Origin of the sequence: Hyphomonas sp., from assembly GCF_018402285.1 — a bacterium.
Classification (GTDB): domain Bacteria; phylum Pseudomonadota; class Alphaproteobacteria; order Caulobacterales; family Hyphomonadaceae; genus Hyphomonas.
Map to the genome: position 1 here is coordinate 26,560 of NZ_JAGYJH010000004.1, position 25,533 is coordinate 52,092.

Sequence of the window (25,533 nt, forward strand, 5' to 3'; positions counted from 1 at the left end):
ATGGTGCTTGCTGTTGTCAGGCCCGGCCTGCTCGCCACGATCCAGGGCTGCGCGCGGCAAGGTCTGCGCCATCAGGGGATACCTGCCAGCGGACCTGCCGATTCCCTGTCGATGGCGCTGGCAAACCGCCTTTGTGGGAATGCGCCAGACGCCTCAGCCATCGAAATCACCTTCGGCGGCGCAGAATTCGCATTTAATCAGGATACGGCATTTTCATTCGCTGGCGCCTGCGCCACGGCGACGCTCTCCGCCCGGCCCGTGCCCTCACATGAAACCCTCCAGGCAATGGCCGGAGACAGGCTGGCCTTCGCCCACCCCCTCGCAGGCGTGCGCACATATCTCGCCATTCCCGGCGGCTTTGCCGCTGATTTGGCATTCGCCAGCACGTCCACCTTCGTGCCGGCGGCTTTCGGCGGCCATGCCGGCAGGGCGCTGCTTGGGACCGACACGCTGAGCCCGGCCTCTGTTGCGCCCGCTCCTGAGCGCCTCGTCACACCTCCCGCCTTGCGCCCGGCCATGAAGCGCGCTCACGCGCTGCGCGCCGCCCCGGGCCCTGATGCGGCGTTCCTCCCGGATACGATCTGGGCTCAGCCCTCTCAGGCCACCAACCGTATGGACCGCACGGGGATTGAACTTGCCGGCAGTTGGCCCGTCCCCGAAGGCGGCGCGCACCGTCCCAGCGCAGCTCTGTTTCCCGGCGCTGTCCAGCTAACGCCCTCGGGCAACATGTTTGTTCTCCTGCCGGATGCCCAGACAACAGGGGGCTATCCTCATGTCCTTCAGGTCATCCGCGCAGATCGCCATATCCTCGGCCAGATCGCCCCGGGGGACCGCATCACCTTTCTGCGGCGCTCGGCAGACGAAGCGTATCAGGATCTGAAACGGAAGTCGAAATACCTGTCGGACTGGCTGCCGGGGTTCGCGTTCTAGCCAGAGATCAGGTGCCCGTTTCCGTCCGGCTACCCGTATCGCAGCAGGCATCCAACTGATGTTCCCGCGCGGGCGCCGCGACCCGTCACGCACCAAGTATGAAGCCGATACTTCCGCCTGCCCGGAACATCACAAGACTGATAATCCACATCATCACCAAACCTCCAGAAAGGCCCCTCCGCCAGAAAAGGTTCAGGCAGGTGGCAGGGGCGGGACTATCGCGCGGCTTCGCGTTTAGCCTCTTTATCCCCAGCTTGTTCCCCTCGCTTGCGGACAAGTCTGATAAGTCAATCCGTATACGTCGTTACCGTTCCGGTAACCAGCGAAAGAACATTAAAAACATCAAAATACGGAACATGTTCACAAACCGGAGTTCATTGAACGAGCGGTCTGAGCCTTGGGTCCATCATGACGGGCAAGTCGCTCCCGGCTTTCCGCCATTCAGTTGCGGCCGGAATGGAGGGCAGGGAAGGAAGTGTCCAGGTTCGGGGTTTCGCGGTCGCCCCAGCCTGCACTACAGCCAGTTTCCGCCCCATTCCCAGTGGCAAGGCAGTCGCCGCCCGGCCGCACGCCTGACGCTGGGTCGCTCTTGACACGAAAAAAAGATAGATGTCCAACAACAAACATATGGCCCAAGAGGCGATACAAGAACACATCCTGGGAGGATATATGTCATTCAAAAGAAACGTGCGGCTGATGGCCGGCACGGCTATCGTCTGGTGCGCAGCCGCCGAGATCGCTCTCGCGCAGGACGCAGCCGTCCCCGCAGAAACTGAAGTTTCCGCCCCTGCCGCAGAGGAAGGCGATCGCCGCCTGTCCACGGTAACGGTCACCGCTCAGCGCCGCGAAGAGAGCGTCCAGGATGTCCCCCTCGCCGTAACGGCTGTTACCGGCGACCAGCTGGCAGAGCTGCGCGTCGAGAATATCGAGAATATCAGCCTTGTCTCGCCGAGCATCACCTTCAACAAGACCAATGCCCCGGCCGCCTCGTCCAACATTCAGATTCGCGGCATCGGCACGACCGGTCAGTCTCGCGTCTTTGAAGGCGCTGTCGGCGTGTTCATCGACGGCGTCTACCGCACCCGTTCGGGTCAGGCGCTCTCCAGCTTCCTGGACATTGACGGTCTTCAGGTCCTTCGCGGTCCGCAGGGCACCCTCTTCGGCAAGAACACCTCTGCCGGCGCGCTCCTCCTGAATTCGACCGCACCCAACCTTGACGAGGTCAACGGCTATGTCACTGCCAGCTACGGCAACTACAACGCCTTCGACATCTCCGGCGCGGTCAACATTCCGGTCTCCGACACCTTCGCCTTGCGCATCGCGGGCAGCCATTCGGAGCGGGACGGTTACCTTGAAAATCCCGAAGGCGGCAGCGAAAACGACCAGAGCATGGGTTCGTTCAAGGTCAGCGCCCTGTGGGAGCCCACCGACACCCTGTCCTTCAGGCTGATCGCGGACTATTCCAACGAAGACGATGAAGTCGGCTACGCCACCGTCGACGCCGTGGATGGCCCGCTCCAGCCCCTCATCGACGGGCTCACCCTGGCCAACGGCCGCGGTGTCCCCTCGCGCAATATTGAAGACTACGAAACCAGCCTCAGCACGCCGACCTCCAACAAGGTCGAAGACAAGGGCATTGCCCTCCTCGTTGACTGGGACATTGGCCCGGGCACGCTGAAGTCTGTGACCGCCCAGCGCGAATATGACACGGTCCAGAATGCCGATGCCGATTTCACCGGCGCTGATATCCTGGTCATCGAAGAGCTCTTCAACTCCAGCTTCTTCTCACAGGAATTCACGTATGGCGGCGAGCTGACCGGCCCGGTGAACGCCAACTATCTCTTCGGCGCATTTTACTCCGATGAAGAACTCGACATGGGCCGAAACCTTGACTGGGGCGCGCAGGCGCAGCCCTTCTGGGATGTCGTCCTTGGCGCGCAGGGCGTTCCGGCTGGTCTCTCCAATGCGGCGCCGGGTAACTGGGCCCGGGAGGTTCTGGTTGGAACCGCCGAATCCCTTGCGCTCTTCACGCACTGGGACTTTGCCCTCAACGATCAGTTCAACCTGATCACCGGCCTTCGCTATTCCGAAGACGACAAGACCGGCGCGTTCACCTACGACTTCTTCCGCGATCCCATCTTTGATCCGTTGGCGATTGCCGGGTCCGGGCCGGGGCCGCAATATGCCCGCACCTTCTCTGATGAAGCCGTTTCCGGAACACTCAGCCTGCAATATCGTCCGAATACGGATGTAATGTACTATGCAAGCTACAATCGAGGCTACAAGGCAGGCGGTGTCAACGTGGATGCCAGCGGCGCCGGCGTTCCCGGCAGTTCGCTCAATCCGCTCGACACAGGCTCGATGGCCGACCCGGTGTTCGCGCCGGAAACCATTGATGCCTTCGAACTCGGTGCCAAGATTGACTGGCAGGATGGGGCAGCGCGTACCAACGTCGCGGTCTTCTACAACGACATCAAGGATCTTCAGGTCGCGCAGTTCCTCGGCCTGATCTTCACCATCCTGAACTCGCCGGAAGCTGAATCCTACGGCGCCGAGTTCGAGCATACCCAGGCCCTGACGGACTATCTTGTCTGGAACGCCTCGGCCACCTGGCTTCCCGAAGCGGGCTATGGTGAAGATGCCGCGATCGGCGTCCTCTCCGGCCGCCGCTTCCCGAACGCGCCGGAAATCTCAGCCAACACGGCATTGAACCTCGACTATGAGCTCTCCGGCGGCAAGGCCCTCACAGGCCTCCTCCAGGTTCAGTATTCGGGCGAGCGTTTCACCAACACCGCTTCCAATCTGCAGGAGGATGCGGTTACGCTTGTGAATGCCAATCTCGGTGTCAAGTTTGACTCCGGCCTGTCGGTCTCTGCCTTCATCCGCAATGCAACGGACGCGCGTTACGTTTCGCAGCATTTCAACACGCCGCTTCAGGGTGATGATCGCAACGGCTATGTCGCTGCGCCCAGAACCTTCGGTGTCTCCGTCCGCAAGACGTTCTAGGTCTCCTCCCTCCGGCCGTGGCGGAAACACGCTTTCCGCCACGGCTCTTTCATTACGCAGGCGCACAAAGAGGCGCCCCCTATCCTCCCCGAACTCTCGCGCGCTGAACGTTTTGTGCAGCGCCGCATTCTGCGCCCGCCTGATCGGTCAATTGACAGACTGCGGCAAACAAGCATCATTCATCCTGATGCATACAAAAAAGCGGGGCAGCGTTCAGCGTTGACCCTGAATCTCGGGGGAGATCATGAAACAGCACGAGCGTCGCAAACAGTCGACGGACAAGCTTATAAATGCCTATCTGGAACTGGCAGCCGAGCAGGGTGTCTCGGCCCTGACCTTTGATAACATCGGTCTGCGAGCCGGCTACAGTCGCAACCTTGCGTTTCAGAAATTCGGTTCGAAAGGCGGTCTTCTGACGGCCGTGATCAACCATCTTCATGAGTTGATGTCGGAACGCCGGAAGAAGCAGGATCTCGACTCGCTGACGGGTCTGGAAGGGCTGCTGCTCTATTGCGATGTCCACATCGCGGCACTCGACAAATCTGCAGACATGAAAGCCTATTTCATCCTTATGAGCGAGGCCATCGCCGATATGTCGGAGATGAGCGAACAGTTCGTCGCGTCGCACAAGCGTTCCGCGACAGAGCTCATGCGTCTGATTCGCCTTGGCCGCGAAGATGGTTCCATCCGCAAGGGCGTGACGGTCGACATGGCGGCCCAGCTGATCGGCACCCAGCTGATCGGCATTTCTGCTCAATACCTGATCGAGCCAGCCTTTAGCCTGAAGCGGGCGCGCAAGGAGCTCCACCTGATGATCCGCTCCGCTTACGGATCAGGACAGGAAGCGGCTGCGTCACGGAAATCGGCCGTCGCCGTTGCCGGGCACTAGGGGCCGGATCTGCCCGGGGACATATAATCCGTTTGCGGTAAAATGTCCGATCAAATGATTGACGCACATCCAGCCGGATACTAGCGTCGGCGGGTTATACTTCAGGAACGGTTCAATGCAAACCCAGGCAGCGGTCATCTATTCCGGTCAACCCGGCTTCAGGTATGAAACGGTCGAGATCGAAGCGCCCCGCGCTGACGAAATTCTCGTCCGTGTTCTGGGGGTCGGCCTCTGCCACACGGATCTGGTCTTCAGTTCCGGCGCTGCGACTTATCCGTTTCCGGCTGTGCTCGGCCATGAAGGCTCCGGCATCGTCGAGGCGGTCGGCGCGGGCGTGCAGAAGGTGAAGCCTGGCGACAGCGTCCTTATCACCTTCCGTTCCTGCGGCGCGTGTGACCGGTGCGGGGCAGGGGACGCCGCCTACTGCCGCACCATGCCGATGCTCAACTATACCGGCCGCCGCACAGATGGCACTTGCGCCCTCTCCAATGAAGCGGGCCCCGTTTCGTCAAACTTCTTCGGCCAGTCCTCCTTCGCCGGTCATGCCATTACCTATGAGCGCAATGTCGTGAAGGTCGACGCTGCTCTGCCGGTCGAGATCATGGGCCCGCTCGGCTGCGGGATCCAGACCGGGGCCGGGGCGGTCATGCGCTCGCTTGGCGCCAAGAAGGGCTCCAGCCTTCTCGTCACCGGCGGAGGCTCGGTCGGCCTCAGCGCCGTCATGGGCGCGAAGATCCAGGGCTGCGCCACCATCATCCTCGTCGAGCCGATGGCTCCGCGCCGCCAGCTCGCCACGGAGCTTGGCGCCACCCATTGCATTGATCCAGAATCACAGCCCGATGTCGCCGCCGCCGTGCGCGCCATCTTGCCGATGGGCGTGGACAACGCCCTCGATACAACCGGCATCCCCGCTGTCCAGGCAGCTGCCCTGGCCAGTCTTGGCTCAAAGGCGACCCTTGGCCTCGTCGGCGTCAGTGCGCCGGGCACGCCCATGCCGGGCGAGGTCAATGCGGTGATGACCTTCGGCCAGTCGGTCAAGGGCATCATCGAGGGTGATTCCGATCCCGATGAATTCATCCCGGAGCTCATCGAACACTTCAGGGCGGGCCGCCTGCCATTCGACAAACTGGTCAGGACCTACCCCCTCAGCCAGATCAACGAGGCCATTGCCGCCCAGCATCATGGCGATTGCGTCAAGGCAGTCCTCATTCCCTGAACGCCTGAGGTTCGTCTTCCCGCGGGAATCGCCGGCAGTGTCGGGATATCGCGACATCTGAGTGCCGGCATCACAGCCGCGCTCCCACAGGCTCAGTCTAGCTCCCACAGGCTCAGTCTATAGGTCGCCAGCCTAAAATTGATTGGATCAATAGGTCGGACTCCGCCATCGTGGGGAATAACCGATTCCACACGCAAGGAGAGAAACAATGGACGGCAATGACATGCTTGAGGGCGGCAAGTGCCCGGTGATGCACGGGGCCATTACAGTCGCTGGCAACTCCAACACGGCCTGGTGGCCAGAAACCCTGAACCTTGAAATCCTGCACCAGCACGACACCAAGGCCAGCCCGCTCGGGAAGGACTTCAACTATCGCGAAGCGGTCAAGACGCTCGATTTTGAAGCCCTCAGGAAGGACATGCACGACCTGATGACCAACAGTCAGGACTGGTGGCCGGCAGACTATGGCCATTATGGCGGCCTGATGATCCGCCTCGCCTGGCACTCGGCAGGCTCCTACCGTCTGGCAGATGGCCGCGGCGGCGGCGCCACCGGCAACATCCGCTTTGCCCCGCTCAACTCCTGGCCGGACAATGGCAACCTCGACAAGGCCCGCCGCCTGCTGTGGCCGATCAAGAAGAAGTACGGCAACAAGATCTCCTGGGCCGACCTCATCCTCCTGTCGGGCACCATCGCCTATGAAAGCATGGGCCTGAAAACCTACGGCTTCTCCTTCGGCCGCGAAGACATCTGGGGCCCGGAAAAAGACGTCTACTGGGGCGCCGAGAAGGAGTGGTTGGCTCCGTCCGACAGCCGGTATGGCGACCTCGACAAGCCCGAAACGATGGAGAACCCGCTCGCCGCCGTGCAGATGGGCCTCATCTACGTCAACCCGGAAGGCGTCAACGGCCAGTCCGACCCGCTGAAATCGGCCCTCCATGTCCGCGAAACCTTCGCCCGCATGGCCATGGATGACGAGGAAACCGCAGCCCTCACCTGCGGCGGCCACACCGTCGGCAAGGCCCACGGCAACGGCGACGCCTCCAAGCTCAGCCCGCCGCCCGAAGGCAACGATCTGGAAACCCAGGGCTTTGGCTGGATGAACCCGCACATGGACGGCAAAGCCACCAATGCAGTCACTTCCGGCATTGAGGGCGCCTGGACCACCCACCCCACAAAATGGGACATGGGTTATTTCAAGCTCCTCTTCGGTTATGAGTGGGAGCTTACCAAGAGCCCAGCCGGCGCTTCGCAGTGGCGTCCCATCAATATCAGGGAAGAAGACATGCCGGTCGATCCGACGGATCCGGCCAAGCGCGTCATGCCGATGATGACCGATGCCGACATGGCAATGAAGATGGACCCCATCTACAATGCCATCTGCCAGAAGTTCATGGCCGACGAGGCTTATTTCTCCGACTGTTTCGCCCGCGCCTGGTTCAAGCTGACCCACCGCGATCTCGGCCCCCGCGTCCGCTACATCGGCCCCGACGCCCCGAAGGAAGACCTGATCTGGCAGGACCCGGTCCCGGCCGGCAACACGTCCTATGACGTCGCCGCCGTGAAAGCGAAGATCGAAGCCTCAGGCCTCTCGATCTCCGAGATGGTCTCCACCGCCTGGGACAGCGCCCGCACCTTCCGCGGCTCTGACCTGCGCGGCGGCGCCAACGGCGCGCGCATCCGCCTTGCTCCGCAGAAGGATTGGGCCGGCAACGAGCCTGCCCGCCTGCAGAAGGTGCTCGCGGTGCTCGAACCCATCGCCGCCGCAACCGGCGCCAGCGTGGCTGACGTCATCGTGCTCGCCGGCAATGTCGGCATCGAGAAGGCGGCCAAGGCAGCTGGCTTCAGTGTCGCCGTTCCATTCTCCCCGGGCCGGGGCGACGCGACGGCGGAGATGACCGATGCGGCCTCTTTCGATTATCTGGAACCTTATGCGGACGGTTTCCGCAACTGGATGAAGGATGATTATGTCGTGAAACCGGAAGAGCTCCTGCTCGACCGCGCGCAGCTGCTGGGCCTGACCGGGCCGGAGATGACGGCGCTGCTGGGCGGGATGCGCGTCATGGGCACCAACCATGGCGGCACCAAGAATGGTGTGTTCACGGATAATGTTGGCGCGCTGACGAACGACTTCTTCGTCAACCTGACCGACATGGGCTATAAATGGGTGCCTCGCGGCAACAATGCCTACGACATCGTGGAGCGCAAGTCCGGCGCCGTGAAGTTCACGGCCACCCGCGCAGACCTGGTGTTCGGCTCGAACTCCATCCTGCGGGCCTATGCCGAAGTCTACGCTCAGGACGATGCGAAAGAGAAGTTCGTCAAGGACTTCGTCGCCGCCTGGACCAAGGTAATGAACGCAGACCGCTTCGATCTGCAATAATCGGCCAGCAGGATCAAAACAGAAAAGGGCGGCTCGCAAGGGCCGCCCTTTTTTCTTGGCCAAGAGGGGCTCAGCCTGCCTGTCCGTCCAGCGCCAGGCGCACCCAGGCACGCGTTTCGTCTTCCCCGCTCTCCAGACCGGCCTCCACATCCGCGCGGTAGCGGGCGTCCACACGCGACAGCACCATGGCGTAGAATTTCTGCATCCGCGCGATGTCGTCCTGCGTGTCCCCGTCCCAGTCCTCCAGGGCTGCGCGATCTGCAGCCAGCGTGTCGAGGCGGCCAAGGATGTCGCGTATCTCGATCACGCTGCAACGGGCGGCCATTTTCCCCACCCGCTCTTCGGGGGGCAGGGCATATGCGTTCACGCCGTCGAAGGCGTCTCCCATCAGATAGGGTACATGCGATATCTTGTTGACGGCCTCGCCGGTCCACTCCTTGCAGATGCCCTCCCAGACAGCGCCGCCTTCATCGGCCCAGAGGCGTTCTTCCTCAACGCTGGAAAAGCGGGAGTTGAACGGGTCATCCGGATTATAGCATTTCTGGAACCGTTCATCCCACGCCGTCAGCTTGCCGATCAGCGCCTTGCTGAAACCCAGACCGGCGGGATCAACATTCGCGCAGGTCTCGTCATCCCAGGTCGGCCAGCAATGGTATTCGGGGGAAAGCCTCAGGAACTCCGTCGGCCGGGAAGGGTCGCGCCCGGCGCATTCATCCGCGTCATCCCAAAGGAACTCCGGATCGCTCTTGCCATCCTTGCGCTGTCCTCCGGGCGGGTTTGCGATCAGCCACATGCAAGCCACGGTCAGCAGCGCAGTCACCAGAAGCTCGGCCGCGAGGCCGGCCATCCCGGCGCCAAGCCAGGTCCGCCACAGGCCCTGCTGCTCCACCATGAGAACCAGTCCGAACACGCCGATATAGATGAACAGGGCATTGGTCGTGGCCTGCCGGCCCCGGCGTTCCAGCTCGTTTTCGGGTGGCTGCGCCCGGCCAGCCCAGATCAGATAGCCTGCCTGCACCAGGATATTGAGGACAAAGACGGGCAATGCCGCCCGGCTCTGCGCCAGTAAGGAAAGGCCGGAGGCGAGCGTCAATCCGGCGCCCAGGGTCAGGATGCGCGTGGAGGTTTCTTCGGCGTGGTCGCGTTTGAGCGTGATCGCGGCGATGGCCTTGTCCAGAAGCCTGTCCATCGCGATGCTGCGCGCGAGCACAATGCCGCCGGCGGCATAGAACACGCCGATGGCAAAGAGGATCCAGGGCAGTGCGGTGTGCATGGCGGGGCAGGAATCCAGCAGGCTGTAAAGTCGGATCTCGGGATATGCGGTTTGCCAGCCTCCCCGCCAGCCCCCGAACCGGGGGAGGCGCGCTGGATGAGGTCAGAGCGGCGAAATCACCTTCGCGATGATTTCGGCAATCCTGGCTTTCACTTTCTCGCGCATTTCCGGCGTATCGGCGAGGTCCCCGCTGATCTGCTGGCTGATCGAAAGACCCAGGAGCATCGCGCCGAACATCTGGGAGCGCACCATGGCATGCTCGCCGCCAATCGCTTCGGCAAACGGCCCGTGAAAGCGCTCGACGATGGAATTCTGCACCAGCGGGCCTGCCACCGGAGAGTTCGCCGAGTGAAGGATAATGAGGATATCCTCTATCGATTTTCCCTCATCTTCGGGGTCGGTCATGATGTCTGCGACGCGCCCGGGCAGTCCCTCCGGCGCGGTGCCGATAATGTCCGCTCCGCGATCGCCATGGCCGAGCATTTCGGAGAAAAGCTCTTCCTTCGATCCGAAATAACGCGAGACAAGCGCCGCATCGGCCCCCGACAGGGAGGCAATCTCCCGTATGCCGACATTTTCGTAACTGTCTCGCGCAAACAGGTTTCGCGCCGCGCAGAGGATGGCGTTTCGGGTCGATGCGGCGTCCCGGCGCCGGACTGGCTGGCTGGATTTCATGCTGTTTCCTATCCCAGAAAAACTAATAAGTCATCACCTGTTGACTTGTGCTTTTCCGGCGTCAAATGCGGTTATGAGGTGATGGCCTTGAGGCGCGCCTCTACCTTTCTGTCCTGATTGTGAGGAAAAAGGTGTGGGGCGCGTTATAATGGATGCGTTTCTGTTGTCGCCAGGGCGCTTGTCGCCTGTGCATGCCGCGCCTCCCCCGCTCCGGCCCGCGCGACTGCATTTCTGACACAAAAGGCCTTGCCTTCGCGGCGCTGATCCGCACAGTCCGCCCCGGGAAACTGGGAGACTTGCAATGACCGGAACGGATACAGCCACACCGCAGAAAGGATTTCTCGGATTTGTCGAGAGAACCGGCAACAAACTGCCTGATCCGGTTTTTCTCTTCTTCTATCTGATCGGCGGCCTGGTCCTGATCTCGATCGTCTGTGCCGCCATGGGTGTGTCCGCGCCCCATCCCACCCAGCTCAATCCGGACGGCTCCACCGTGATCGTGCGCGCTGACAGCCTCCTGTCAGCCGCCAATATCCAGCGTCTCTGGGTCGACATGCCCAAGACCTTCACCCACTTCCACCCCCTCGGCTATGTGCTGATCGTGATGCTGGGGGCTGGCGTGGCCGAGCGTTCGGGCCTCTTCGCCAGCGGCATGCGCGCCGCCGTTCGCGGCGCCCCGACCGCGCTGCTCACGCCCGTCGTCGCCCTGATCGCCATGCTGTCGAACCATGCCTCCGACGCGGGCTATGTCGTCCTGATCCCCCTCGCGGGCATCCTCTATGCGGCCGCCGGGCGCCATCCGATCGCCGGTATTGCCGCCGCCTTCGCCGGTGTTTCAGGTGGTTTCTCCGCCAACATCACCCCCGGCCAACTCGACGCGCTGCTGTTTGGCATTACGCAGCAAGCTGTGGATAACTCCGGTCTGGTGGACGGCCTCAGCGTCAACATCGCCGGCAACTGGTTCTTCATCGCGGTCTTGATGGTGATCTACCTGCCGCTCATCTGGTTCGTGACCGACAAGATCGTCGAGCCGCGCCTCGGCAAATGGGTGCCCTCCGAGCAGCAGGCAAAGGACTTCGGCGAAGACAACAAGCCGCTGGAACCGGCCCAGAAGAAAGGCATCCGCAATGCCGGCCTCGCCAGCCTCGCGGTGATTGCCCTTTGGGCCTTCATGACCTTCGGCCCCGGCACGCCGCTCATCAATGAAGAGGCCTGCGCGCCGGGCACGATCGAAACCGGCGCCTGCTCGGTCCACGCCACCCTTGCCCCGCTCTACCAGTCCCTTGTCGCGGCGTTCTTCCTTCTCTTCCTGTTCGCCGGCTGGGCCTATGGCGCCGCCGCCGGAACGGTGAAAACCCACCGCGACCTCGTCGCCATGATGGCCGAAGCCATGAAGGACATGGGCTATTACCTCGTCCTTGCATTCGCCGCGGCCCATTTCGTAGCGATGTTCGGCTGGTCAAACCTCGGCTTCATCTCGGCCGTTCACGGCGCCAACGCCATCGAAGCCAGCGGCCTGCCGCTGCCTGTGGTGCTCGGCCTGATGGTGATCTTCACCGGCTTCTTGAACATCTTCGTCGGTTCGGCCTCGGCCAAATGGGCGCTGATGGCTCCGGTGCTCGTGCCGATGCTGATGCTGCTCGGCGTCTCGCCGGAAGGCGCCACCGCCGCCTACCGCGTTGGCGACGGGGCCACCAACATCATCACGCCGCTGATGGTCTATTTCCCGCTGATCCTGATTTTTGCCCAGCGCTGGGTAAAGGATTTCGGCCTGGGAAGCCTCACCGCGCTGATGCTGCCCTATTCGGTCTGGCTGCTGCTGACCGGCGTGATTCTCACGGTCGGCTGGTTCTATCTCGGCATCGACCTCGGCCCTGGCGCACCGATTGCCTTCGAGATGCCGGCTGCGCCGACCGGTCCGTGAAGCCAGCCAGCCTGCTGCAATGAAAAACGCCCTGACCAGAGGTCAGGGCGTTTTTTTGTATCCGCAACCGGAAAACGATCAGCTGCGCTTGCGGCTCTTCAGATCGGCAGTCATGGCGTTGATCTTGCTGATCAGCACATCGGCCGAACCATTGTTCTGGTCGAGCAGGGCGATGAACTGGGCGCGCTGTTCAATGGCGAGCCAGATGAGGTTGCCGTCAAGGTTTAGAGCCACGTCGACAACCTGGTAGTTGCCTTCCTCGCCGTGGACGCGCCAGCGTACGTCCATGTCCCTGCCATCCCGGCGCTTGATGACTGTGTTGACGATCGAATCCGTCGCTGACCGGTCGACAGAATTCTTCACCGTGACCGCTTCGCCGCGATAGGCGTCGAGCTCGTTCTCGTAGACGGCCATGGCATAGTTGCGGAAGGCCGTGCGATAGCGCGTCAGGTCTGCCTGGCTGAACCGGCGGCTGTACTTGCCGATGACAAAGTTCGAGATCGCGCCGAAATCGGCGAACTCGTCCATATAGTCGCTGAACTTCTCCGTCCGCTCTATTGCGGAAAGGTCGGGATTGTTGAGCGTCGCCAGAACTTCATTGGCGTTCTTCTGGACATAGGCTTCGGTCTTGGCGTCTGCAAAAGCGGGCAGGGCGCTGACCGCAAGGGTCGCGGCCAGGATGGCCGGGAGAATGAAACGCTTCACAGTTGTACTCCTTCTTCAGGGGCGGCCTGGGACTTACTCTTCAAATTCGTCAAAATCAGGGAGATCATCATAGGCCGTCTCTTCATCGACCCTTCCATTAAGGATCTCTGCCTGACGCGAAGATGAATAAATCCGTCTAAGGGCAATATAGGGTTCGGGTTGAGCATTGAGGGTGTTGATCTGGTCGTCCAGCCGGACGCGGGCATTGAGCGCGCCAATCACGCCCAGACCGGCGCGGATGGCGAGATCGGAGCCCTCGTCATTGTCGAGTTGAACCCAGGTCAGCGGGTCCATGGCGCGGTCAACGCCCAAACCGGCCAGATCGCGCGGGGTGGTCGGACCAAGCACTGGCAGAACAAGATAGGGGCCGCTTTCGACGCCCCAGACGGCGAGTGTCTGACCGAAATCTTCCCGGTGGCGCTCAAGACCCATCTCGGAGGCTGCGTCCCAGAGGCCCAGGAGGCCTAGGGTCGTGTTGATTCCAAACCGGGCGAAGGTCGTCCCGGCCCGTTTGGGCTCGCCCTGAAGCACGTCATTTGCGAAAATGACAGGGCCCGTCAGATTTGACAGGAAATCTCCGACGCGGTCCCTCGCAAACTCAGGTGTTACGGTCTTGTACGCCGTCGCAGCCGGGTCGAGGGCGTATGTGTCGAGCCCGTTGTTGAAGGCAAACATCTTGCGGTTAAAGCCTTCATACGGGTCTGCAATGTCAGCGGAACCGGCAGCAGGCGTTGACGCGCAGGCTGCAAGTGCAACCGCGAGCAAGGCGGCACCGGGGAAGGCGGATTTCATAAGTCAAAATTCCTCAGGAGGCGGCAACTGACAGATTCTGCGGGTGGACGGAACAAGTCATCGGCTGTTGACGTGCCTGTGATTGGAGACGCGAAATAAGTCAACGGGTGATGACAAGCCTGGTTGATGAGAACCGGTACCAGATGGCATGCAGTTTTGCTGCTTCAACCTGACACTCCCAAAAATGCGAAGTTGCGTGTCTTTCCTGCCATACTGATGGGTAATCATAACGAACCCGTTCAGATCAGGTTCCGAAGATGGATTGCAAATCATATAAATAATCGTTTATATGATTTGCATGAGCGAAGCATTCGACAGACTTCTTGAGCGGCTGCGGGCCGCAGGCGAGCCGACCCGGCTGCGCCTGCTCGCGCTTCTGCGCTCTCAGGACCTGTCGGTGGGTGAACTGGTCCAGGTTCTGGAGCAGAGCCAGCCACGCCTCTCTCACCATCTCAAAGCGCTTTCCGAAGCGGGGCTTGCCGAAAGGCTGCCGGAGGGGGCGTTCGTCTTCTATCGCGCGGCACGCAGCGGGCCCGGCAAAGAACTGCTCGACGCATTGTTCAGCGCGCTCGGCCCGGATGTGCCCGAGATTGACGCAGATCTTGAGCGCCTGCACAGGGTGATGGCCGGCCGGGCCGCCTCGGCCGAAGCTTACTTCTCAAGTATTGCCGAGACCTGGGACACCGTTCGCGCGCTGCATTATCCCAATGACGCAATCGAGACCGCCTTGCTCGGCCTTGCCGGGAAGGGACCGTTTCGCCGGCTGATAGATTTCGGCACCGGCACCGGGCGGATGTTGTCACTGTTTGCCCCGCTCGTTGCCGAGGCCGAAGGCATCGATTTCAGCCACCGCATGCTGACCGTGGCGCGGGCAAACCTGGAAAGCGCCGGTGCCCGCAATGCGCGGGTGCGGTTTGGCAATGTCACGTCCGCGCCTTTTGCCGATGAAAGCGCCGATCTCATCATCATTCATCAGGTGCTTCATTTCCTCGACACGCCGGCCGATGCGATCGCCGAGGCGGGCCGCGTGCTCGCGCCAGGCGGCTGTCTGCTGGTGACTGATTTTGCGCCGCATGACCTCGAATTCCTGCGCACCGAGCATGGCCATCACCGGCTTGGACTGCGTCATGATGCGCTCTCTGCCTGGGCCACTGACGCCGGCCTCAGCCTTGAGGAACCCATCAGCTTTGCGCCGCCGGAAAACGGCGCGCCGGGCCTTACCGTCAATATCTGGCGCGCGTCAAAAGCCGCCTCAGCTCAGGAGAAAGCCGCGTGAACCGTCCGGCCATCCAGTCTCAGACCGCCAGAGAGCCCGTGCGGGTCTCGTTCGAATTCTTTCCGCCCAAGTCCGAGGCGATGAACACCCGCCTCTGGGAAACGGTGCAGCGGCTTGAGCCCATGGCGCCGGCCTTTGTGTCGGTGACTTACGGAGCGGGTGGATCGACGCGCGAGCGCACGCACGACACCGTTCGCCGGATGGCAACCGAGACGACGCTGCGCCCCGCCGCCCACCTCACCTGCGTTTCGGCGACAAAGGAGGAAGTGCTCGCCGTGGCCGAGGAATACTGGCAGGCGGGCGTGAAACACATCGTTGCCCTGCGCGGCGACCCGCCCGCGGGCATGGGCGCCAAATTCGAGGCCCATCCTGGCGGCTTTGCCGACTCGGTTGATCTCATCCGCGGGCTGAGGGAGCACCGGCCGGAGCTGGGCAAGTGTTTCGAGATTTCGGTTTCCTGCTACCCGGAGCTTCACCCCGAGAACAAGGGATGGGACGCGGAGATTGCCTTCCTGAAAGCGAAGCAGGACGCCGGCGCCGACCGGGCCATCACGCAGTTCTTCTTCGAGCCGGAGGTGTATCTTGCCTTTCTCGAGAAGGCGCGGGCGGGCGGGGTCACCATGCCGATCGTGCCGGGCATCATGCTGCAGCCGAATTTCAATGGCCTGAAGCGCATTGCCGGTCTTTGCGGCGCGTCGATCCCGGGCTGGCTGCACGCCCTTTATGACGGGCTGGATGAAGACGAGGAAACGCGCGATCTGGTGACTGCGAACGTGGCGGCTGACCTCTGCAGGAAGCTGCAGGCTGAAGGCGTTGAGGACTTCCATTTCTACACACTGAACCGGGCAGGGCTGGCGCTGTCGACCTGCCGTCTGCTTGGTCTTAATCCCCAGTCCGCAAAGGCAGCCTGAGCCATGAACAGCCAGGACCGTTTCAAGGCGCTCGAAGCGCTCGCCGATCAGCGCATCCTCGTGCTCGACGGCGCAATGGGCACCCAGATCCAGAACTACAGACTGACCGAAGCGGACTTCCAGGGGAGCCGGTTTGCCGATTGGGAAATTCCGCTGAAGGGCAACAACGACCTGCTGAACCTGACGCGCCCGGACGTGATCGGCGAAATCCACCGAAAATATATTGAGGCGGGGGCGGACTTTGTGGAGACCAATACATTCTCTGCAACCACCATCGCGATGGCCGACTACAAGATGGAAGCGCTCGCTGCCGAGATCGCCCGACAGGGCGCGCGGATTGCACGGGAGGTGGCCGACGAGGCCGAGGCCAGGCTTGGCCGGCCTGTAGGCGTGATGGGCGCCATCGGGCCGACGAACAAGACGCTCTCGCTGAGCCCCAATGTGAACGATCCGGGCTACCGGGACGTGACGTTTGACCAGGTGCGCGAAGCGTATTTCGAGCAGGCCGAGGCGATGGCGCCGTTCATCGATGTGTTCCTGATCGAGACGGTGTTCGATACGCTCAATGCCAAGGCGGCGATCAAGGCGCTGCTCGACCTGCGTGCACAGAAGGGGATTGACCTGCCGATCATTATTTCCGGGACGATCACGGATGCGTCGGGCCGTACCCTCAGTGGGCAGACGGCTGAGGCTTTCTGGAACTCGGTGCGGCATGCAAAGCCCTGGGCGATCGGGCTCAACTGCGCGCTGGGCGCCGACCTTATGCGCCAGCATATTGCCGCAATTTCGCGCGTGGCGGATACACGCGTGATTGCCTATCCCAATGCCGGCCTGCCCAACGCCTTTGGCGAATATGACGAGACGCCGGACCAGACATCGGCGCATCTGAAGGAATGGGCCAATAGCGGCCTTGTAAATGTTCTGGGCGGATGCTGCGGCACCTCGCCAGGGCATATTGCGGCGATTGCGCAAGCGATCAGATCTGCCGCGCCGCGCAAGCTGCCGGAGGTTTCGCGGGCAATGCGCCTCTCTGGCCTTGAGCCCTTTACGGTGGCATCGTGACGCAAACGAACGTGCAGGCCGGAGATATCTTCATCTTCTACGGCCTTCTCAAGCAGGGCGCAGCAGACGAGGCTGGCGCGCTTGGCCTAGAAGTGGCCGGGGAGTTTCTCGGGCCGTGCCGGTTCCGGGCAACCATGCTCGACCTGGGTGGCTTTCCGGGCATTGTTGCGGGGTCGGCGCTTTGCCAGGGCGTGCGCTGGCGCGTGAAGGATGCCCGTGTGATCCCGGCAATGGATGAGTTTGAAGACGTGACGGATGACCCGGCCACATCGCTCTACCTGCGCCGAAAGGTGCCGGTCCTCAATGAGGCCGGCGCAGAAACGGGCGAGCAGGCCTGGATTTACATCTACAATCAGAAGACGGACGGCTTTGCCATTCTCCCGGATGGCAACTGGCCGCTGGACCGCGGAAGGTCGCGAAAATGACAGAAGCAAGAGCCACATTCATCAATATCGGTGAACGCACCAACATCACCGGTTCTGCCGTGTTCCGGAAAATGATCACGGAAGGCCGGTATGGCGACGCCGTGGATGTTGCCCGCCAGCAGGTGGAGAGCGGCGCGCAGATCATTGACGTCAACATGGACGAAGGAATGCTCGACGGCGTCCAGGCGATGACCACCTATCTCAACCTCATCGCAGCCGAGCCCGATATTGCGCGTGTTCCGGTAATGATCGACTCGTCGAAATGGGAAGTGATCGAAGCGGGCCTGAAATGCGTTCAGGGCAAGCCGATCGTCAACTCCATCTCCATGAAGGAAGGCGAGGACAAGTTCCGCGAGCAGGCGCGGGCGTGTCTGTCCTATGGCGCCGCCGTTGTCGTGATGGCGTTTGACGAGCAGGGACAAGCCGATACCGCTGCGCGAAAGATCGAGATCTGCCAGCGGGCGTTCCGCATCCTGACCGAAGAAGTGGGCTTCCCGCCGGAAGACATCATCTTCGATCCCAACGTCTTTGCCGTGGCCACAGGAATTGAAGAGCACAACACCTACGCGCTGGACTTTATCGAAGCGACGAAGGTCATCCGTCAAACCTGTCCGGGCTGCCATATCTCCGGCGGCCTGTCCAACGTGTCCTTCTCCTTCCGGGGCAATGAGCCGGTACGCCGCGCGATGCATTCGGTGTTCCTGTATTACGCAATCCCGGCTGGCATGGACATGGGTATCGTCAATGCCGGCCAGCTCGACATTTACGACGACATCGACCCGGAACTGCGGGACGCGGTGGAGGACGTGATCCTAAATCGCCGCAGCGACGCGACCGACCGGCTCGTGGATCTGGCCGAGCGCTTCAAGGGGCAAAAGGGCAAGGTGCAGGTCAAGGACCTCGCCTGGCGGGAACTGCCCGTTGCCAAGCGGCTCCAACATGCGCTGGTGCATGGCATCACCGAATACATTGATATGGATACAGAAGAAGCCCGCCTGAACGTGGAGCGTCCGCTGCATGTGATCGAGGGCCCGTTGATGGCAGGCATGAATGTGGTTGGGGACCTCTTCGGATCGGGCAAGATGTTCCTGCCGCAGGTTGTCAAGTCTGCCCGAGTGATGAAACAGGCGGTGGCCTGGCTTGAGCCCTATATGGAAGCTGAAAAGCGGGAGCTTGGCCTGGAGCGCAAGTCCAACGGCAAGGTTATCCTCGCCACGGTGAAGGGTGATGTTCACGACATCGGCAAGAACATCGTCGGCGTGGTGCTGGCCTGTAACGGCTATGAGATTGTCGATCTGGGCGTGATGGTGCCTGCCGAGAAAATTCTGGATGCGGCGGTCCGAGAAAAGGCCGACATCATCGGTCTCTCCGGCCTGATCACGCCGAGCCTCGACGAGATGGTGTATGTGGCCTCCGAGATGCAGCGCCGCGGCATGCGCCAGCCGCTGCTTATCGGCGGGGCGACCACCAGCGCTGCGCACACGGCCGTAAAGATCGAGCCGGCCATCCGGTGTGCGCCGGTCGTGCATGTGGTGGACGCCAGCCGCGCGGTAGGCGTTGTTTCCACGCTGCTCAGCGATGAGGACCGGCCGGTATTCCTCAATGAAGTGCGGGCGCGCTATGAGCGGATGCGGGAGGCGCGCAAGGATGGTCCGCCCAGGCCGCGCCTGCCGATCGCCGAGGCGCGCGCCGCCAGGCTAAAATTCGACTGGAAGTGCTACACGCCGCCGAGGCCGGTCTATGAGGGCGTGCGCACATTCGAGGATATCGATCTGGCGACGCTGGCCCGCTACATCGACTGGACGCCCTACTTCTCCGCCTGGGATCTGGCCGGGCGTTATCCGGCGATCCTGCAAGACAAGATCGTCGGCGAAGCCGCCTCCAGCCTGTGGCGGGATACCCAGGCCATGATGCAGCAGCTGGTCGGGGAGGGGTGGCTTAAACCCAAGGCAGTTGTCGGCTTCTGGAAAGCAAATTCTTCAGTCGATGACATCAAACTCGCGGGCGGGGAAAGCTTCCTGACGCTCCGCCAGCAGATGATCAAGGATAACGGACAACCCAACTTCGCGCTCGCCGATTTCGTCGCGCCGGAAGGAGACGACTGGATCGGTGGATTCTGTGTTACCGCGGGGCCCGAAGCGGAGGAAATCGCGCAGAAATTTGCCGCCAGGGGAGACGACTATTCCTCCATAATGGTGAAGGCAATTGCAGACCGGTTTGCCGAAGCCATGGCCGAATACATGCACGAGAAGGTCCGCAAGGAGCTCTGGGCCTATGCGCCCGATGAGGCGCTTTCGACCGAAGAACTGATCGCGGAAAAATACCAGGGCATCCGCCCGGCGGCAGGCTATCCCTGCCAGCCCGACCATACGGAGAAGGCAACCCTCTTCCGCCTGCTGGAAGCGGAAAAGCGTATCGGCGTGGAACTGACATCAAGCTTTGCAATGATGCCGGCCTCGAGTGTGTCGGGTCTCTACCTCTCCCATCCGGGCAGCGTTTACTTCGCCGTTGGCCGGATCGACCGGGACCAGGTCGCCGATTATGCGGCCCGCAAGGGCTGGGAGACGCGGATGGCCGAGCGCTGGCTTGCGCCGATCCTCTCCTATGACCCGTTCGTGATGGCGGATGCAGTAGCCTAGCCGGCCAGACTGAAAGCCTCGCCTGGGTTTTCGACAAGGTTTGGTGCAGGCCTGCCGAGGAGAAAACCCTGCACCAGATCGCAGTTCATGCCACGCAGGCGTTCAAGCGTTGCGACGTCTTCAACTCCTTCTGCGCAGCACAGGATGTTCAATGCCTGACTGAGACCGATTGCGGCTGATACAATCTTTTCGGAACTGGGCGAATGCTGAGCCGACTGGATGAAAGATTTGTCGATTTTCAGTTTGGTGAGGGGCAGTTCCTTTACAAGCGTCAGTGAGGAATAACCGGTACCGAAATCGTCCAGTGCTATGGACATACCCATATCACTCAGATCACGGAGCACAGATACTGTGTGCGTCATGTCGCGGAACATCGCGGTTTCGGTGATCTCGATTTCCAGCTGGCTGCACTGAACGCCTATGCGGGAAGCCAGGGCTGCAAGTCGTGCAGGAAACAAGCGGTTGGCAAACTGGATAGGGGAAACATTAAGCGCAACCTTCTGGTGGGGCGGCATGTGTCTGCAGGCAAGCAGGGCCTGCTCGGCAATACCCCAGAACATCTCGTCGATGAGGCCAAGGCGCTCCAGGAGCGGAATGAATTCATCGGGCCCCGGTATGAACCCGACATCGGGGCCATTCCAGCGAGCAAGGACTTCGTATCCGGCCAACTGCCCGCTTGCCACGGAATAGAAGGGCTGGAACATCGGGCGTATCTGATTTTGGGAAACTGCCGCCGGCAGGGACTCTTTCAGGCGCGCATGCCTTGCCTGGGCGATGTCGAGGGTCGGATCAAACAGGCGTACGCCGCCATGATCTGACTTTGCCCGCTGCATAGCTTTGTCGGCCGCATGGAGCCATTCGGGCCGCGTGGCGGCATCGCCGGGAAATTCGGCCGCGCCTATCGAGGCGCCGACGCTGACAGCGCCGGGCTTTGACAGGAAGGGGGCACACAACGAGGCATGCAGCCGCAGCAACTCTTCTTCCAAACCGACTGCGATGCCGGTCGCATCAACGAGTATCCCGAATTCATCCCCTCCAAGCCTGGCGATCAGAGCGTCATTTCGCCACTCATGGATCCGTCCGGCGACCACTTTGAGCGCATCATCCCCGACGGCATGGCCGTACCGGTCGTTGAGATATTTGAACCGGTCGAGATCCACATAGATGAGCCAGGCGTGCGAGCCGTGCTGGACGAGACGGTCTGCCTCCTCGATGAATAGTCTGCGATTGTTCAGCCCCGTCAACGCATCCGTATCCGCCAGGCGCCTGGCTTCCTTTTCGGCTGCGCCGCGGACTGCGACTTCGGAATTGAGTTCATTAACCAGCGCCATATTCAGCTTGAGGAGCGCGCGGAGAACGGACAGTCCGTCCACGATGCCAGCATAGCGCCCGAGATGATCCACCAGAATGTAGCCGTCAGGCGCATTGGTGAGGTCTGTCGCCGCAAGTTCATTGGCGATGTCAGCAACTTTCTGGTCCGTACCCACGACAAAGCGGGGCGGATCCAGGAACTCGGCAAGCGGGCGGGCGTCATAGAGCGCCCTGCCAAACTGGCCGGCGGCCTTGGAGATGATTTTCGAACGTGTCAGCGCGCCGGCGGGGCGCCCGGCTGCGTCCACAGCAGCGATCAGTCTGAGTTTCGGGTTGCCCACGAAGAAATCGATTGCGTCCCGGCATAGCCCATCGGCCCGCAGCGCGGGAACGTCCTGAATATCAAGCTCACCGAAGTGCATGCCAGTTCCTGTCGAGTAGGGTGCGCAAGGCAGCGCGTCTTTGGATGACCATAGGGGGAAAAGGTAAATTTCCAGGTTTTCTAACTCATTGAAATATCGCTGATTTTGTTCGAAATCCTGTCGCATTTCATCCGGAAAAATAGTGTCTGCCTGTAAGTCGTCGGCTGTCCGCCAACGATGCGGCCTGCAAGGACTGTGGCTCATTGAGAACCGACGATGGCGGGCGCCGATCCTTCCACATGACCCGTTCGTGACGGCCGATGCCGTGGCCTGACCTGACTTTTCCCAAGGCGCGCGCTGGTGAAGAGCCAGCGAGTCGCCTAGGGGTGTTCGCGATCACGTAAGGGCAGGGTGGAGCCGGAAGAATGAGCAGGAAAAAGCTGCAGGGCGAGAACGCCAAGATTGTTGCAACGCTCGGTCCGGGCAGCCGGTCACCGCGTGAAGTGCGCGCCCTGGCAGACGCCGGCGTCGACGTTTTCCGCCTGAATTTCAGCCATGGCGAACATGCCGCCCATCTGGAAGCGCTGAATGCCGTCCGCGCGGCGGAAGCCGCCGTCGGCTGGCCGCTGGCCACGCTGGCAGACCTGCAGGGCCCCAAGGTTCGCGTCGGCAGGTTTGAAGGCGGTTTCCTCAAGCTCGGTTTCCGCAAAGAGTACCGCATCCTTGTTGGCGAAACCGCGCCGGACACGGAAACCATCCCGGTGCCCCATGCCGAGATTGTTGCGATCCTGGAAGAAGGCGACACGATCCTTGCCGACGATGGCAAGCTGATCTTCACCGTGGTTTCCGGCGGCGACGAGCCGCGGGTGCGCGCCGAAGTGCCCGGCAAGCTCGGTGATAAGAAAGGCTTCACGGTTCGCGGCAAGGCCTTACCCGTCCGTGCACTGACGGAAAAGGACCGGGCAGACCTTCTGTTTGCGCTCGAAATCGGCGTGGATATCGTGGCGCTCTCCTTTGTGCAGACCGTGGAAGACATCGAAGAGGTCAAGGCGATCATTGCGGGCCGCGCCCCTCTGGTGGCCAAGCTCGAAAAGCCTGCCGCGATCACGAACCTCGACGCTATTGTCGAGGCGGCCGACGCCGTGATGGTGGCGCGCGGAGATCTGGGGGTCGAGTTTGCCCCCGAAGAAGTTCCGGTCATCCAGCGCCGCATCGTGCGGGCTGCCCGCGCGCTCGGGCGTCCGGTCATCGTCGCCACCCAGATGCTGGAATCGATGATCGAGAACTCCGCGCCGACCCGCGCCGAGGCGTCTGATGTGGCAACCGCCATCTACCAGGGCGCAGATGCCGTGATGCTGTCGGCCGAGACCGCAGTTGGGCGACACCCGGCAACAGCGGTCGCGATCATGTCCCGCATCATCCGCTCGACGGAAGGGGCAGAAGACTATCGCCGTTCGCTCAAGGAATTTTGCGGTGAGGACCAGGCATCGAATGCCATCGACGTGGTGGCGCACACCGCGCTTTCGATGGCCGAAGCTGAAGGCGCAACGGCGCTCGCCCTGCGGACCGGCGCGTTCGAGCGGCTGGCCCGGTTTGCCCGGGTCCGCGGCGGCGTGCCCATCCTCTACGGGTCGCTGGACGATCAGCGCCTGCGCCAGGCGTGCCTGCTGTGGGGGGTGCATCCTCAGAAGCTGAACGCCGGAGCGGAGAACTGGTATCGGGACCTGATGAAGGCCGTGGGCCTTGATGGCCGCGTTGCCTATGCCCGCTGGGCCGGAGACGAGCAGCGCTTTGCCTGGGAGATCGGTGTCGGCCGGGGCGCGGACGGCAAGCCGATCACTGGCGTATGATCAGCTGGCCTTTGCGGAATTCGTAGGAATTCAGTTCGCTGAGAAATGTCATGCCCAGCAGCGACTGTTCCAGTTCGCTGCGCAGCACGACAGCATTGACCTCTTCCACCTCGACCCGGCCGATGCGGATGCTGGCGAGCGTAACGGGGGCGCCATAGGTGACCCCGCCGGCCGTGCGGATTTCAGAATCATAGATCAGCAGGTCCGGCTTGAGGCCCAGCCGCTGCGCGTCTCGATAGGTTAGGGCGACAATGCTGGCCCCGGTGTCGATCATGAATTTCACTTCGGTGCCGGTGACATCTGCCCGTGTCCAGTAATGCCCGTCGGCTTCCCGTTCGATGAAGGCGGCGCGCGTATGGATGGACGACGCCGGCTCCGAGGCGGCCGCGACAACTGTTTTCGTCTCGCGTTGACGCTCAATTGCCGCCTGATACTCCGCCTCGCGCAGCTTGGGCGCAAGGTAAAGCCCGATCACCATCGCGATCGCGACCGCGGTGGCTATCAGGGACAAGATCTTGCCAGCACTCATTCCCGTCACCGCTTCCCGAGGGCCTTCAACCGTTCAATCCGTTCCGGCAGCATGGCAATCACGCTGTCGCGCTCATCATGCCCGAGTCGCGTCCAGGTGCCGATCTCCTTCAGCGTCCGTCCGCAGCCGAGGCAAAGCCCGGTCTGGCCATCTACAGCACAAACCTTGATGCAGGGGCTCTTTATCGGCTCAAACTCTGTCATTATACGATTTACCCATACTGGTGGCGGGCTGCAGTGCAAGTTCTACAGGTAAGGATGAAATAAATCCTTGCCGGAAGGGGTGTACCTTGTCCGCCATGATTAAGATTGCCGGACATTCCGGTAACAGGAGATAACGGCCTTGAGCGAGCCCACCCGGAGCAAGTCCCCCCTGGATGATGTCCGCGACCTCATCCTGAAGCCGGTCGAGACCGATCCGGAAGCCGGGCGCAAGGTGCACCAGGCGCTGCTGGGCATGGGCCGCGAAGGCGATTTCGGCCGGCTGGGCGAGGCCGCCGAGTGGCTGGCCACCTGGCAGCGCCGGTTTCCGCCGCGCATAGAAAAGCCCGCCCTGGCGATCTTCGCCGGCTCGCATGGCCTTGTGGAAGCCGGGGTGTCGCTGTCGTCGGATGAAGATACCCGCGCCCATATCGACGCGCTGAAGTCGGGCCGCGCGCCGCTTTCCGCCATCGCCGCGCAGGTAGGCGCCAATGTCCGGGTGTTCGAGCTCGCCCTCGACAAACCCACCCCGAGCATTGCCGAAACCGCCGCGATGACTGAGCGCGAATGCGCCGCCACGATCGCTTTCGGCTTCGAGGCCGTTGAAGACAGTCCCGACCTTTTGGCGATCGCCGTATCGGGGGCGGGCGTGGGAACCGTGGCTGCCGCCGTGGCCTGCGCGCTCTATGGCGGGTCCCCGGAATACTGGGTCCGCCCCAGCGCGCATACGCCGCCCGGACTTTCCCGCAAACGCGTCGAGTTGGTCAGCACCGCTCTGAAGGTTCATCGCGGCCACCTGTCGGATCCGCTGGAGTCCCTGCGCTGCCTTGGCGGGCGCGAGATTGCCGCTTGCGTCGGCGCTATTATCGCGGCGCGCCATCAGGGCATCCCGGTGCTGCTTGACGGCTTTGCAACCACCATTGCGGCTGGCATCGTTCATGCCGTTTCGCCCGAGGCGGTCAGCCATTGCCTGGCTTCCCACATCACGCAGCGCCCGGCCCATGAGGCGGCGCTTGAGCGGATCGGCCTCAAGCCCTTGGTGCAGCTGGAGTTCCAGACGGGAAGCGGCCTCGGATCGGCGACCGCTATCGGCATCCTCAAGACAGCCTGCGCGCCGTTCATTGCCCGGCCGGCAGAAGGGTGACGCCACGATAACTGCGGCATTCTTTACGTTT

Annotated in this window: 20 protein-coding genes; 13 read left to right on the forward strand and 7 right to left on the reverse strand. The window is 61.9% G+C overall.

What is annotated here, in order from left to right:
- The 5 genes from KG722_RS09920 (at window position 1) to katG (ending at window position 8,424) form a co-directional block, all read left to right on the forward strand.
- Window positions 1–930: an allophanate hydrolase subunit 2 family protein gene (locus tag KG722_RS09920; RefSeq protein ID WP_213271633.1), complete on the forward strand. Its 930-nt coding sequence runs from the start codon at window positions 1–3 to the stop codon at window positions 928–930.
- Window positions 931–1,599: 669 nt separating this feature from the next.
- Window positions 1,600–3,936, forward strand: coding sequence for a TonB-dependent receptor (locus KG722_RS09925; RefSeq protein WP_213271634.1), 2,337 nt, complete (start codon window positions 1,600–1,602; stop codon window positions 3,934–3,936).
- Window positions 3,937–4,180: 244 nt separating this feature from the next.
- On the forward strand, window positions 4,181–4,825 hold the full coding sequence (locus KG722_RS09930) for a TetR/AcrR family transcriptional regulator (RefSeq protein WP_213271635.1): 645 nt from the start codon (window positions 4,181–4,183) through the stop codon (window positions 4,823–4,825).
- 115 nt (window positions 4,826–4,940) lie between these two features.
- Window positions 4,941–6,041 carry an NAD(P)-dependent alcohol dehydrogenase gene (locus tag KG722_RS09935; protein WP_213271636.1) on the forward strand — a complete coding sequence of 367 codons (1,101 nt, stop codon included), beginning with the start codon at window positions 4,941–4,943 and terminating at the stop codon, window positions 6,039–6,041.
- 208 nt (window positions 6,042–6,249) lie between these two features.
- The gene (gene katG, locus KG722_RS09940) at window positions 6,250–8,424 is read left to right on the forward strand and encodes a catalase/peroxidase HPI (protein ID WP_213271637.1); all 2,175 of its coding nucleotides are present in this window, start codon (window positions 6,250–6,252) and stop codon (window positions 8,422–8,424) included.
- Window positions 8,425–8,494: 70 nt separating this feature from the next.
- Here the strand turns inward: katG and KG722_RS09945 are convergent, their stop codons facing one another.
- Window positions 8,495–9,697, reverse strand: a complete 1,203-nt coding sequence (locus tag KG722_RS09945) for a hypothetical protein (RefSeq protein WP_213271638.1) — start codon at window positions 9,695–9,697, stop codon at window positions 8,495–8,497.
- A 102-nt stretch (window positions 9,698–9,799) separates the two neighbouring features.
- A complete protein-coding gene (locus KG722_RS09950) occupies window positions 9,800–10,372 on the reverse strand; it encodes a TetR/AcrR family transcriptional regulator (protein WP_213271639.1) in 573 nt (190 codons plus the stop codon).
- Window positions 10,373–10,673: 301 nt separating this feature from the next.
- On the opposite strand from KG722_RS09950, the gene KG722_RS09955 reads away from it, so the two are divergent.
- A complete protein-coding gene (locus KG722_RS09955) occupies window positions 10,674–12,296 on the forward strand; it encodes an AbgT family transporter (RefSeq protein ID WP_213271640.1) in 1,623 nt (540 codons plus the stop codon).
- Between the two features lie 78 nt (window positions 12,297–12,374).
- On the opposite strand, the gene KG722_RS09960 is transcribed toward KG722_RS09955, so the two are convergent.
- Together KG722_RS09960 and KG722_RS09965 are read right to left on the reverse strand one after the other, a co-directional pair.
- Window positions 12,375–13,001: an ABC transporter substrate-binding protein gene (locus KG722_RS09960; protein ID WP_213271641.1), complete on the reverse strand. Its 627-nt coding sequence runs from the start codon at window positions 12,999–13,001 to the stop codon at window positions 12,375–12,377.
- Window positions 13,002–13,034: 33 nt separating this feature from the next.
- Entirely contained in the window at window positions 13,035–13,793 is a 759-nt protein-coding gene (locus KG722_RS09965) for a VacJ family lipoprotein (protein WP_213271642.1), read from the reverse strand.
- 298 nt (window positions 13,794–14,091) lie between these two features.
- Between KG722_RS09965 and KG722_RS09970 the strand changes: the two genes are divergently transcribed.
- Genes KG722_RS09970 through metH form a run of 5 tightly spaced genes read left to right on the forward strand, consistent with a single transcriptional unit; the run spans window position 14,092 to window position 20,106 of the window.
- Window positions 14,092–15,069 (forward strand): metalloregulator ArsR/SmtB family transcription factor, encoded by a 978-nt coding sequence (locus tag KG722_RS09970; protein WP_213271643.1) that lies wholly within the window; start codon window positions 14,092–14,094, stop codon window positions 15,067–15,069.
- Window positions 15,066–15,980, forward strand: a complete 915-nt coding sequence (metF, locus tag KG722_RS09975; RefSeq protein WP_213271644.1) for a methylenetetrahydrofolate reductase [NAD(P)H] — start codon at window positions 15,066–15,068, stop codon at window positions 15,978–15,980. The genes KG722_RS09970 and metF overlap by 4 nt, the downstream gene beginning before the upstream one ends.
- A 3-nt stretch (window positions 15,981–15,983) precedes the next feature.
- Window positions 15,984–17,042 carry a homocysteine S-methyltransferase family protein gene (locus tag KG722_RS09980; RefSeq protein WP_213271645.1) on the forward strand — a complete coding sequence of 353 codons (1,059 nt, stop codon included), beginning with the start codon at window positions 15,984–15,986 and terminating at the stop codon, window positions 17,040–17,042.
- Complete coding sequence (locus KG722_RS09985; RefSeq protein WP_213271646.1) at window positions 17,039–17,467, forward strand: gamma-glutamylcyclotransferase; 429 nt, start codon at window positions 17,039–17,041, stop codon at window positions 17,465–17,467. The genes KG722_RS09980 and KG722_RS09985 overlap by 4 nt, the downstream gene beginning before the upstream one ends.
- Window positions 17,464–20,106 carry a methionine synthase gene (gene metH, locus KG722_RS09990; protein ID WP_213271647.1) on the forward strand — a complete coding sequence of 881 codons (2,643 nt, stop codon included), beginning with the start codon at window positions 17,464–17,466 and terminating at the stop codon, window positions 20,104–20,106. Before KG722_RS09985 ends, metH begins: the two co-directional genes overlap by 4 nt.
- Here metH and KG722_RS09995 read toward each other — a convergent pair.
- Window positions 20,103–21,839 carry an EAL domain-containing protein gene (locus tag KG722_RS09995; protein ID WP_213271648.1) on the reverse strand — a complete coding sequence of 579 codons (1,737 nt, stop codon included), beginning with the start codon at window positions 21,837–21,839 and terminating at the stop codon, window positions 20,103–20,105. The genes metH and KG722_RS09995 overlap by 4 nt on opposite strands.
- A 365-nt stretch (window positions 21,840–22,204) precedes the next feature.
- Between KG722_RS09995 and pyk the strand changes: the two genes are divergently transcribed.
- Window positions 22,205–23,629 (forward strand): pyruvate kinase, encoded by a 1,425-nt coding sequence (gene pyk / locus KG722_RS10000; RefSeq protein ID WP_213271649.1) that lies wholly within the window; start codon window positions 22,205–22,207, stop codon window positions 23,627–23,629.
- On the opposite strand, the gene KG722_RS10005 is transcribed toward pyk, so the two are convergent.
- Entirely contained in the window at window positions 23,616–24,158 is a 543-nt protein-coding gene (locus KG722_RS10005) for a TIGR02281 family clan AA aspartic protease (RefSeq protein ID WP_213271650.1), read from the reverse strand. The two genes, pyk and KG722_RS10005, sit on opposite strands and share 14 nt — an antisense overlap.
- A 5-nt stretch (window positions 24,159–24,163) precedes the next feature.
- Window positions 24,164–24,361, reverse strand: coding sequence for a DUF1289 domain-containing protein (locus KG722_RS10010; RefSeq protein WP_213271651.1), 198 nt, complete (start codon window positions 24,359–24,361; stop codon window positions 24,164–24,166).
- Window positions 24,362–24,500: 139 nt separating this feature from the next.
- Between KG722_RS10010 and KG722_RS10015 the strand changes: the two genes are divergently transcribed.
- Window positions 24,501–25,502 carry a nicotinate-nucleotide--dimethylbenzimidazole phosphoribosyltransferase gene (locus KG722_RS10015; protein ID WP_213271652.1) on the forward strand — a complete coding sequence of 334 codons (1,002 nt, stop codon included), beginning with the start codon at window positions 24,501–24,503 and terminating at the stop codon, window positions 25,500–25,502.
- Window positions 25,503–25,533 lie beyond the last annotated feature (31 nt).